General features: G+C 47.3%; 6 protein-coding genes and 1 pseudogene. 6 read left to right on the top strand and 1 reads right to left on the bottom strand.

The features are described 5' to 3' along the window. Positions 1-39 precede the first annotated feature (39 nt). Positions 40-255: a 50S ribosomal protein L31 gene (rpmE, locus tag PR833_RS18705; RefSeq protein ID WP_004924604.1), complete on the bottom strand. Its 216-nt coding sequence runs from the start codon at positions 253-255 to the stop codon at positions 40-42. A gap of 218 nt (positions 256-473) precedes the next feature. Between rpmE and priA the strand changes: the two genes are divergently transcribed. From priA to PR833_RS18675, 6 genes and pseudogenes are all read left to right on the top strand, one after another. Further along, entirely contained in the window at positions 474-2,672 is a 2,199-nt protein-coding gene (gene priA / locus PR833_RS18700; RefSeq protein ID WP_272526415.1) for a primosomal protein N', read from the top strand. A gap of 822 nt (positions 2,673-3,494) precedes the next feature. Further along, the gene (locus tag PR833_RS18695) at positions 3,495-4,013 is read left to right on the top strand and encodes an Hcp family type VI secretion system effector (protein WP_004924610.1); all 519 of its coding nucleotides are present in this window, start codon (positions 3,495-3,497) and stop codon (positions 4,011-4,013) included. An 83-nt stretch (positions 4,014-4,096) separates the two neighbouring features. Next, a pseudogene (locus PR833_RS18690) lies at positions 4,097-6,253 on the top strand (type VI secretion system Vgr family protein). 8 nt (positions 6,254-6,261) lie between these two features. Further along, positions 6,262-6,681 (top strand): DcrB-related protein, encoded by a 420-nt coding sequence (locus PR833_RS18685; protein WP_014657251.1) that lies wholly within the window; start codon positions 6,262-6,264, stop codon positions 6,679-6,681. A 57-nt stretch (positions 6,682-6,738) separates the two neighbouring features. Next, a complete protein-coding gene (locus PR833_RS18680; RefSeq protein WP_272526414.1) occupies positions 6,739-11,448 on the top strand; it encodes an RHS repeat-associated core domain-containing protein in 4,710 nt (1,569 codons plus the stop codon). Positions 11,449-11,457: 9 nt separating this feature from the next. Next, entirely contained in the window at positions 11,458-11,952 is a 495-nt protein-coding gene (locus PR833_RS18675) for a hypothetical protein (RefSeq protein WP_053110217.1), read from the top strand. Positions 11,953-12,069: the final 117 nt, after the last annotated feature.

Here is a 12,069-nt window from a genome sequence, read left to right as displayed (position 1 = left end):
AAACTGAGTTTCCCTTTTTTTTGCATTTCACAGGCTTGATTACTTCTTCGCGCCTGGGATGCTGAAACGTTTGTTAAAGCGATCAACACGACCACCGGTAGCAACGTCACGCTGTTTACCAGTATAGAACGGGTGGCAGTTACCACAAACGTCCAGGTTCAATGAGTGACCTGCAGTTGAATTGATTTTCATAACATTACCGCAAGAACAAGTTGCAGTAACTTCTTCGTATTTAGGATGAATACCTTTTTTCATGGGAAAACCTCTATTAAGGCCGTGTCGCCATTCCAGCCCTAACGCCGGACACCACACGTCGTGTTGATTAAAAATGTTTTATTGGCAAAATTAGATACCAAAGGCGGCGGATCATACAGAAAATCTCTGTATCACGCAATGAAAACCACATAGTTTTTATGGTACCCTAACAAAATAATGAAACTATTCTCGCACAAAAACCAGACGGAATTCCAGTTATGATCGTCGTTCAGGTGGCTTTACCTGTTCCTTTAAACCGCGCATTTGATTACCGCTTAGCGGATAACATGCCAATTCCACCGATTGGCAGCCGTGTTTTGGTGCCTTTTGGTAAACGGCAAGCACTCGGTGTTGTTGTGGATCATAGCCATAGCAGCGAACTTCCTGAAGATCAGCTAAAAACCGTTGACCTTGTGCTCGATCATGAAACCTTATTCCCTGATGACCTCTGGCAGCTATTGCTGTGGTCTGCACAATATTACCATTACCCTATTGGCGAAGTGTTGTTCCACGCACTCCCCATTTTGTTACGTCAGGGGAAACCGGCTGAATTTTCACCTATTTGGCAATGGCAAGCTACACCGCTCGGGCAAGAGTGTGACCTAAATACTTTAAAAGGTGCACCTAAGCAACAACAGGCACTCGCCCTACTACGCCGCCGCCCTGTGTATCGTCATCAAGTCAGTGAACTTGAATTGAGTGAAAATACGTTACGGACTCTAAAAAAGAAAGATTATATCGAGCTTTACCCCGTCCAACCCGTCACCGAAAAATGGCAGTCACAATTTGCCGTATGTGGCGAGCGTTTACGCCTTAATAGCGAGCAAGCCACCGCAGTTGGGGCCATTCGTGCAGAAGATGATCACTTTTCACCTTGGTTACTTGCAGGGATCACTGGTTCGGGTAAAACAGAAGTGTATCTCAGTGTATTAGAAAATATTCTCGCTCAGGGTAAACAAGCGTTAGTACTCGTTCCTGAAATTGGATTAACGCCACAGACCATTAGCCGATTTCGCGAGCGCTTTAATGCCCCCGTAGACGTTCTTCATTCAGGTTTGAATGATAGTGAGCGCCTTGCTGTGTGGTTACGTGCGAAACAAGGTACCAACGCAATTGTGATTGGCACACGCTCCGCACTTTTTACACCGTTTTCCCGTTTAGGGATCATCATTATTGATGAGGAGCACGATAGCTCTTATAAACAGCAAGATGGATGGCGTTATCATGCACGTGACCTTGCTGTATTTCGAGCCAAAAAAGAAAATATTCCCATTATTATGGGCACGGCAACGCCCTCTTTAGAAACCTTATATAATGTTCAGCAGAAGAAATATCGTCAGTTAAACTTAACATTACGGGCGGGTAATGCACGTCCTGCGACACAGCATCTTATCGACCTAAAAGGGCAGCCACTAAAGTTTGGTTTATCCCATTTATTGATTAAACATATCCAAGATCACCTCGCACAAAATAATCAGGTGATCCTTTTCCTAAACCGCCGAGGATATTCACCTGCGTTGCTCTGCCATGAGTGTGGCTGGATAGCTGAGTGTCAACGGTGTGATCACTATTATACCTTGCACCAACAATTCCATCAGTTACGCTGCCACCATTGTGATAGCCAAAAACCTATCCCCCGACAATGCCCTCAATGTGGCTCAACCCACCTTGTTCCTGTGGGGATGGGAACCGAGCAACTCGAAGAAGGGATCAATACGTTATTCCCCAATGTCCCTGTTACGCGTATTGACCGAGATACTACTAGCCGCAAGGGTGAATTAGAGCAGCATTTGAATGAGGTACACGCGGGTGGCGCGCGTATTCTCATTGGCACACAAATGCTAGCAAAAGGGCATCACTTCCCTGACGTCACCTTAGTTGCCTTACTGGATGTCGATGGGGCACTGTTTTCCAGTGATTTTAGAGCTGCCGAGCGCTTTGCTCAGCTTTATATACAAGTATCAGGTCGTGCTGGCCGAGCAGGTAAACAAGGGGAAGTATTTTTACAGACTCACCACCCTGAGCACCCACTATTACAGGCCTTATTAGAAAATGGTTATGATGCGTTTACCCGTGAAGCGATGGACGAACGCCGCATCGCCATGTTGCCACCCTTTTCCAGCCATATTTTAATCCGTTCAGAAGATCACAATAATCAGGATTCAAGGCAGTTCTTACAGAAAGTCCGTCACTATATTTCTGAGCATCCACACAGTGATTCACGCTTATGGATTTTAGGCCCCACCCCTGCCATTCAAGCTAAGCGTGGCGGGCGTTTCCGCTGGCAACTGCTTTTACAGCATCCATCACGAGGTTATTTGCAGCAATTTGCCGCACAAATTTTACCAGAGTTACAGAGCCAGCCAGAAAGCCGCAAGGTGAAGTGGAATATTGACGTGGATCCAACGGACTGCTAGGGGATGGTGAAAGGTATTCAGCGCTTCGCCTCTCCTACTGCCATGATAAAATATCATTTCTCGATATTATTTAAGAGCTTGATCTCTAAAAATGACCAATATCCCATCATGCACCAACGCTATCACGACTAAAATAACGTCAGCAAAAACCCGTTAACCTAACTGTGCGCCTCCCCCAATAATTAGTGATAGATATCAATCAATTAAAAAATAAGGGGAGAGATAGGCAATATCCGCCCAAACACTCTCCTCAAGCAATAGCAATAACCTAACGCTTTGTTTATAAATATTTAATACTTAATGACAGAATAATAACTCAATTTATTTCGCTTTATTAGAGATAAAAATTGCGGTCGTTAAAAAATTCCGTTCCTTTTATCTCGTTTTTAGATGATATTTTTTTATACTGATAAAACAATAGGTTAAAGCAATTAAACGTTAGGAATTTTCTGGAACGTTTTTTCGCTCAATGTACATAGATTTTTGCTAATATTTTCGATAGTTAAGCGTTTTTCATCAAAATAACGAACAAAAGCGAAAATATTTCATTCTGTTTTCACGCCTAAAATGCCATTTCGAAAGTAGCAAATATCGTCATGACAATTATTTTACGCTAAGTCACTTATCCTAGGCCGTTCGGATTATTCCGATATATTTACATCCCTACCCCCGATATATATCATCCCCCCTAACCGAAATCACCGTGCGCATTGGCTGATATTAATGATATTGAGCAAGGAATATATTGCTCTTGTTGCAATAAACCATCGTTACTCATCACCTGACTTATTATGATAACTCAGGATAATAAAAGGACGCATTATGCCAACTCCATGTTATATCTCTATCGAAGGTAAAACGCAGGGCAACATCACTGCGGGAGCATTTACCCCTGAATCCGTCGGTAACATCTATGTACAAGGTCATGAAGACCAAATGCTGGTGCAAGAGTTTTCCCACATTGTGACCGTACCGACTGACCCCCAATCCGGTCAACCTTCAGGCCAACGTGCTCACAAGCCATTCCGTTTTACGGTGGCATTAAACAAAGCGGTCCCTCTGCTGTACAACGCACTGGCGTCTGGTGAAATGCTGCCAAAAGTGGAACTGAAATGGTACCGCACGTCTGTTGAAGGGAAGCAAGAGCACTTCTTCACCACCACGCTGACCGATGCGACTATCGTCAACATCGATTGCCAAATGCCACACTGCCAAGATCCGGCCAAAGCGGATTACACGCAGCTCATCGAAGTGTCGCTTTCTTACCGTAAGGTGGACTGGGAGCACACCGTGGCAGGCACTTCCGGTGCTGACGACTGGCGTGCACCGCTGGAAGCGTAATCGCCTCATTCGACGAGCTCACCCGGGCTCGTCCTTGTCTGTTTTAACGTGATGCACTCTCCCCGTTAACCCGGAGCCTGACCATGTTCTCAAAAGATCCGAAAAAATCATCCCCTGATCTGGCGTCGATGCTGAAGGACGAAGCCATTAACCAAGCCAAGGAAGCGGCGATGTCAAAGGCATCTGCGCGAACACAACAAGCCGTCAATTTGGCCCAACAAGCGGCCAGTGCGGCGTCCTCGTTGCAGGCCTCCGCCGCGATGTTGACCCCCGGCGGCGGGCTGACGGGGGGGCTCAACCCTGCCGATCCGGATACCGCGCAAGCGGCCTTACGCAGCGCGTTAGGGTTAACCGCCGAGCCGAGCGGTTTAGTGTTTACCTGTGAAATCGGCTTATTTCCTGCGGGCACCTTTCAAGTCACCGATTTTACCCTCACCGAAGGGCTCTCTTCCTTATATCACCTTAGCCTGAATGTGGTGAGTTTGTTGCCTTATATTGAATTCCAAACGCATTTAGGCCAAGCCGCCTCACTGACGGTCTAACGGGATGGGCAGATTGTGCGCACCGTCAATGGCATTCTTGCGGGCGGTGTCCAAGGCAATACCGATGGCGTGAAAACGTGGTACCATTTTGATATCCGCCCTGAAATGTGGATCATGACCCTCAATCAGGACAGCCGTATCTTCCAAGACCAAAACGCCCCCGCGATTTTAAAGACGTTATTGGATGAAGCGCACGTCAAATCAGACTGTCTTTTTTACCGTGAAGCGCTGCATCCGGAACGGACCTACACCACGCAAAAACGGGAATCCGCCTATGACTTTTGGTGTCGCTTAGCCTTTGAGGAAGGGATCAACTTCTGGTTTGAAGAAGATCAGATGTTCTACAGTGATGAGCACATGGGCATGACCGCGGGGATCTCGTTGACTTACAACCCGCAAGCAAACACCGATATCACCGACAGTACCGCCACCACCTGGCAGTACGGAGAGTATCTGTGCCCCGATCAACTGATCCAAAAAGACAACAACTACGTGCGCCCCTCTTACCCGCTGATGCACCAAGATCAGCAAGCAGGCGGTGGGCAGCACAGTGTGTTTGAAAGTTACGGGCGTTTTCAATTGGATGCCGAAGGGGAGCCCCTGACCAAAGCCCGTTTTGAGCAATTACGCAGCGGCAGCCGCGTGGGCAATGCCACCACGAACTGCTTTGCCTTGCGCCCAGGCAAAATTTTCACCCTGCAAAATCACCCACACGCCCCGATGAATGACAGTTGGCAAGTCATCACGGTCACCCATCACGGCGTGCAACCCTTAGCCGACAATGGCGGGGGCGAAGGAACGCAATTAAGTAACACGGTCTCCTTTATACCGGGTCGTGAGGAGTGGCGTCCGCCACACCGTTATAAACCGACGGCCGATGGGGATGAATTGGCGACCGTGGTGGGGCCGCCGGGGGAAGAGATTTACGTCAATGAGTACGGCGCCGTCAAAGTGCATTTCCATTGGGATCGCTACGGCAAGCCCGATCACAGCGCTTCCTGTTGGGTGCGTGTCGCCATGGGATGGAGCGGCAACGGTTACGGCTTTTCGGCCGTGCCCCGTATCGGCACCGTTGTGCAAGTCAGTTACCTGAACGGGGATATTGACCGCCCCATTATCACGGGATGCACTTACGATGGCCGCAATGCTCCCCCTATTCGTTTTCCTGAGAACAAAACACGCACCACGTTCCGCACTCAAACCCATAAGGGCGAGGGCTTTAACGAGTTACGTTTTGAGGATGAGGACGGTAAGCAGGAAGTGTTTATTCATGCGCAAAAAGACATGAATACGGTAGTACGGGATAATCGTTCGACGACCGTGGGGGCCAACCACAAAGAAGTCATCCTACAAAACCAAACGGTTTCAGTGCATGGCTCTCAATCGACCTCAGTACAGTCTGACCAAAAGAATGTCGTCTTTGGGAATCAACAGTCTATTGTCGATGGTGAAGTGGTCATCGCTTCCGCAAAAGGGATCCGTCTTATCAGCGGTACGTCCGTTCTTCAATTGAGTCCCTCGGGAAGGGTCACCATCGCATGTGAAAATTTTGATTTTTATGCCAGTGGTTCAGGGCAAATTGCCACGGGTGAGATCCTCGATCTCAATATGGACAATGCCGCGCCAGGGATCACTAAAATAGATCCGAATACCGACACCATTGCCAGCACAAAATCCCAATTTTTTCCTGAAAAATAAGGTTGAGTATGCATTACTTATTTCAAGAGGGTCGCCTCACACTACCCAGTGATAAATATCAAGATAATACCGTGAATATGCTGCGTTTTCCTGCCCTAGAAGGCAGCATCTCCATCACCCGTGAGGCACTGTCGCCAGACATCGAGCTAAGTGATTATCTCGCCGGACAGCTAAGCGCCATTAAACGTGAAATAAAAAATGCCGTCGTTAAAGCGCCAACCGCTTTTCGCACAGAGCAAGGTCTCACGGGGAGTGAAATTTACTGTGAGACCAAACAAAAAGGCATCAGTATTTATCAATGGATAGCGGCATTTCACGTGGAAGACAACGTCTTAGTCGTCACTTATAGCCAAATTAAACCGTTTTCAAATGCAGAGCTCGCACACTGGCGCGCCCTGCGGGACAGCTTTACACCGCACTCAAATTAACCGAAAGCAGACTTGAATTCACAATGACCATACTGACGATTGAATAAGGACATACTCATGGGAAATGAATTTTTCGCGGCGAAGCAAGGCGATAAATTGATGCACTCGTCAATATGGGCAGATATTGTCTGTGGTGTGGTTAAAGGGGCGGTCTATGCGGCGGTAGGGGCTGCTGCAGTTGTATTGACAGGCGTAACTGGCGGTGCAGCAGCGGCTGTTTTTATTGGCGCGGGATTGGCGACCGGTTTTGCTCTCGGCAGTGTTATTGATGCTGCTGCGGATTGGGTCGCAGATGGGATTGATAGCCTCTTTGGGCTCAGTTCGCCTGATGGCGAAATAAAAACCGGCTCACCCAATGTGCGTATCAAGGGAAAACGGGCAGCAAGAGCGGCAGGAAAACTCCCTACCCCCTTGTTATTAGCGTCTATTGCAGAAGACAATGCGCCCCCTAAAGAAAAAAAAGGGCTCGATATTGCCTTGAGTATTTTGGAAAAATCCACAATGCTTATTCCGGGCATGCTTCCCTTTGCGTTAGCCAAAAAAGCACTTAGCACCCCGAATAATGCGGCGCCTATTGACCCCCTGTCTGACGAATACCCAGAATATCCATCGCCTAAGCAAGGCTTTTTTGACAGCATACTGTCCCCCGTTAAGGCGAATAAGCACCCTCATGCTGAACCGATGCCCCTCGATATTATCAAATGTGATAAATGGCATTGTGCAAGTGAGCCCTACTTTTTAGCGGAAGGATCAAAAAGGGTTCAAATCAATAGCCAGCCGGCGTGCCGTAATGGGGATAGAAGCACCTGTGAAGCCAAAATCGATGACAATCAAGAAAAAGGGATTGTGCGCATTGGTGGGAACAGTGTGGTGGTACGCGACATCATGAGTGGCCGCAACCCGTTTGCAGAGATGTTCGGTGAAATTCTTGGCGGCCTCTTTGTGGGGGGGCTGCGAACCTTAATGCGAAAAGGCGGAATGGCTGCCATTAAGCAGTGTTTAAATAAAGTCGGTTGTACGCTGGTAAGTGAAATTGTCGGCACCGCGGTTGGTTCGATGGTGACGGCAACGGTGGTACAAGCTTTCAATAGTTTACACCATCCCGTTCATGCCGCTACGGGGTCGAAAGTCCTCAATGGTGAAAATGATACGGACTTTATTATTGAGGGGGCTTATCCGTTAGTCTGGTCACGTATCTACCAAAGTCGGAACCAACGCGAGAGCCGATTGGGCCGTGGTTGGGCAATGCCGTTTGATGTGTCCTTGGAAATCGAGTCAACTGGCAAGGGGCTTGAAAATGAAAATATCTACTACCATGACGCATCGGGGCGCCGTTTAGCCCTGGGGAAAATAGCCCTCGGCCAAACAGTGTTTTATCAGGATGAAGGGTTTAAAGTTTATCGCACCGTGAATAATATTTTCCTTGTCGAATCCACTGACGGTGACTATCAACTGTTTGAAGCCAACCCCCATAAAATCAATACCCTGCGCTTAATGAAAAGCGCTGACCGCCATAACAATGCCTTAAATTACCGTTATGCCAATGACGGTGAACTGGTGCAAATTCATGATGATGCGTATTTAACGGATATCCGCTTGCACTATGACGCACTTTCACAGCGATTAACGTCGGTAACGCGTCATCAAGGGCAAGCTGAAAAAACACTGGTGACCTATGATTACGATGAACAGCAGCGGTTAATTCAGGTCACTGACGCGGATAACCGTATCACGCGCCGTTTTGGTTGGGATGAAGAGTCCGGCTTAATGGCAATGCACCAATATGCCACGGGGTTGAGTAGCCATTATCGCTGGCAACGCTTTGACACCTTTACCCTTGAAGACAATGAACCGGAGTGGCGGGTCGTTGAACACTGGTTAAAAGAAGAAGGCCAAACGTGTTTAGAGCACACAGAACTCATCTACGATTTAGCCGAGCGCACCGTCAAAACCATTCAGCATGGTTTAGGAAGCACCTTCCGTCGCTGGAATGAACAACAGCAAATCATTGAATACACCAATGAGCTCAATGAAACTTGGTACTTTGAGTGGGACACCAATCGCCACTTAACCAAAGCCATTGCGCCAGATACCAGTGAGTGGGTTTATACCTATGATGAACGCGGAAATTTAACGCAATCGACGGATCCCGAAAACCAATCCACTTGCTACGATTGGGACAAGGATTTTGCCTTTCCGACCGTGCAAACCTTGCCCAATGGGGCGGCGTGGCATTGGGAATATACCGATAAAGGCGATGTCCGCCGTGTGATTGACCCCTTGGGGCACATCACGGCGTTTGTTTGGGACGAGCAAGGCAATTGCATCGGGCAAGTGGATGCCAAAGGCAATGAAACCCACTATCGCTATAACCCACGCGGTCAGCTTATTCGCCAAACCGACTGTTCCGGTTACCCCACTACCCTCACCTATGATGAGTGGGGGCAATTGCGCAGTATCACTAATGCGCTCAATGAAACCACCTATTACACGTTCAGTGAAACAGGCTTATTGCTGTCAGAAAAGTTGCCCGATAACACGGAAAACCGCTACGACTATAATGATGCGGGGCAACTGGTCGGATTAACCGATGTGGGTGACCAGCACACGCTACTGCGGCGTAATCGTCGGGGGCAAGTCATTGCACGTCGTGACCCCGCGGGGCATTGGCTGCATTTTCACTATGACGCGTTAGGGCGCATGAATGCATTAGAAAATGAGCACGGCGAACAGTACCGCTTTGGCTACGATGCCCTTCATCGCTTGACCCAGGAGCAAGACCTTATTGGTCAACAAAAACAGTATCAGTATGACGAGGTGGGAAACCTGACGCAGATACTGACTACCCCCGCCAAGCCGCAGAACGGAAGTGCCGCCCTCGCGCCAGTCCTGATGCAACTGCATTACGATAAGATTGGTCGTTTACGGTCTCGTGAGAACGGGGAATACCGCACGGAATATGGGTATAGTCAGAACCAAGTGACCGTGCGTCAAGTGCCAATCGCGCGCTGGTATGAGGCGCAACGGACGGGGACGACGGTGAGTTATGACGATGAGTTGACCCTCACTTACGACACACTGGGGCAGTTAGTCAGTGAGCGCAATGCCACCGGGGAATATCATCATCAATACGATGTGTTGGGGAATTTAACCCAGACACAACTGCCGAATAACCGGGCTTTTGAGTACCTCTACTACGGCTCCGGTCACTTACAGCAAACCAACTGGCGTGATAACGACCAACTCACCGTCTTAGCGGAATATCAGCGAGACCGTTTGCACCGTGAAACGGGCCGCACCAGCGGGTTATTGGACAATGAAACGGGGTATGACACCCGAGGGCGTATCACCCATCAAGTCGCCCGTCGGATGAATGAATCGGTGTTCACGATGCCGGTCCTTGACCGCCGTTACCGCTGGGATAAGCGCAATCACTTGATTGAACGCAGTGTCAGTTACGGCCAAGGGAATGATTTATTTACGTCAGGGCACTGGTACTATAACAGCTATCAGTATGACCCCTTAGGGCAATTAACCCAGCATTTAGGCTCGGTGCAAACGGAACATTTTCGCTACGATGAAGCGGCAAATTTATTTAAAGATCGTCAGCAAAGTGCCCTGCATAACCAAGTGTACCACAGCGACCAATTTGATTATCAGTATGACGGTTTTGGGCGCATGGTTTCACGTTGTGAAAAAGGCAGCACTTCCGGACAGCATTATCATTACGATGCAGAAAACCGGATTATTGCGGTCGATATTCACCAAGGCCCACTGGGTTATGAGCGTGCGGAATACCGTTACGATATCCTCGGGCGGCGAATTGAAAAACGCTTATGGAAAGCCAGTGCCATAGCCAATACCATCACTTACCCCACCCGTGAGCCGGATGAAGTGCAAACCTTTGGCTGGGTGGGGATGGTGCTTACCCATGAGCACAGTAGCACCAAACCGCACACCACGGTGTACCATGCGTATAATGACCACAGTTATACCTCCTTAGCCCGTATTGAGTGCACGGATACCCCCGCCAATCCACGGTGCGCCATCTATTACACGCACAGTGGCTTAAACGGATTGCCGGAGGCGCTCACCAACGGTGACGGTCATCTCGTTTGGCAAGGTCAATATGGTGTTTGGGGGAATTTACAGCGTCAGGCCCGCCCTACCGGTGAGTTTAACAGTGAACAAAACTTGCGTTTTCAAGGGCAATATTTCGACAAAGAAACCGGCCTGCACTATAATACCTTCAGGTACTACGCCCCAGATTTAGGTCGCTTTACCCAGCAAGACCCCATCGGGTTAGCGGGTGGGTTAAATCTGTACCAGTATGCGCCGAATCCGCTGACGTGGGTGGATCCGTGGGGTTGGGCCTGTGGAACACTAAATTATCGGCATAAGTTAAAGGCAGATAAAGTAACAAATATGAGAGAACTTCGTCGCCAAATTAGAGGTCAAATTAGAGCCTTCAATAAAATATTAAAAGCAGAAGGAATGGAAGGACTTAAAAAGAGAATAAATGATTATAGCTCCGAGTTAGAAAAAAAGGGGCGCAACTATGTAAAAAAATTAGGGTCTGCAGGACAGGGGAAAGTATGGTTACATGAACCAGACATGCGTACTGGCGGTTTACCTAGTGATGTGAAACGTACTGGTTTAGATAGAGAAAACTCTATTATTGGAGGTAACGCTCTTAGTATTGTTAGGCAAATAAATGAAATGTCGAATGATATAACTAAACTGTCTTCAAAACTATTTATAGATTAAGGTATTAATATGAGTGACGTTGATGAAATTATTAAAAGTTATGAACGATTAAATGATAGTGGAAAAATTAATTTCCTTCGAAACTTTCATAATGAATTGAGTAAAGAGTTAGCACTTTTTTTTCTTTCTATATTTACTGATAAAAATATAAATTCCATTTTAAGGATTGAGGCCATTAAAGTAATAGGATTATACGACGGTAATTATGACAAAGAAAATATAAAAAAGAGCATAATTAATACAATTAAAGAAGAGGATGATGATGAAATTCAAGTCTTTGCTATAAATGCATTATCAAACATAATTGATGATAACGATAGTTATTCAATTAATGCCATGTATGATATTATTATGGGCGATTATTATATCTTATGTAAAGAAGCTGCATTTGCTCTAATTGTAGCCCATAAAAAGTCTGAAGTGAGTAAACTGATTTTATCTAAACTCCTCAATGATAGGGAGTTTGGACGCTCCGCAAAGCGAGAGTTAGAATCTGCTTTGTAGATATCAAAGCAATTCAGCATAAATTTCCAACTAAGTGTTATTAATTGAGGAGCGTTTCATTGGGGACATTTGACGAGCCTGTAATTTAAATTGTGTATTTGCCTTGTCCACTTCCCC

The organism is Providencia sp. PROV189 (assembly GCF_028480065.1).
GTDB lineage: Bacteria > Pseudomonadota > Gammaproteobacteria > Enterobacterales > Enterobacteriaceae > Providencia > Providencia stuartii.
The sequence above is the reverse complement of the archived record's forward strand: the minus strand, read 5'-3'. Positions and strand labels throughout refer to the sequence as shown.

Bases quoted from the DNA above. Each gene is read 5' to 3' on its own strand.
- rpmE (WP_004924604.1), bottom strand. From the start codon at position 255: ATGAAAAAAGGTATTCATCCTAAATACGAAGAAGTTACTGCAACTTGT.
- priA (WP_272526415.1), top strand. From the start codon at position 474: ATGATCGTCGTTCAGGTGGCTTTACCTGTTCCTTTAAACCGCGCATTT.
- PR833_RS18695 (WP_004924610.1), top strand. From the start codon at position 3,495: ATGCCAACTCCATGTTATATCTCTATCGAAGGTAAAACGCAGGGCAAC.
- PR833_RS18685 (WP_014657251.1), top strand. From the start codon at position 6,262: ATGCATTACTTATTTCAAGAGGGTCGCCTCACACTACCCAGTGATAAA.
- PR833_RS18680 (WP_272526414.1), top strand. From the start codon at position 6,739: ATGGGAAATGAATTTTTCGCGGCGAAGCAAGGCGATAAATTGATGCAC.
- PR833_RS18675 (WP_053110217.1), top strand. From the start codon at position 11,458: ATGAGTGACGTTGATGAAATTATTAAAAGTTATGAACGATTAAATGAT.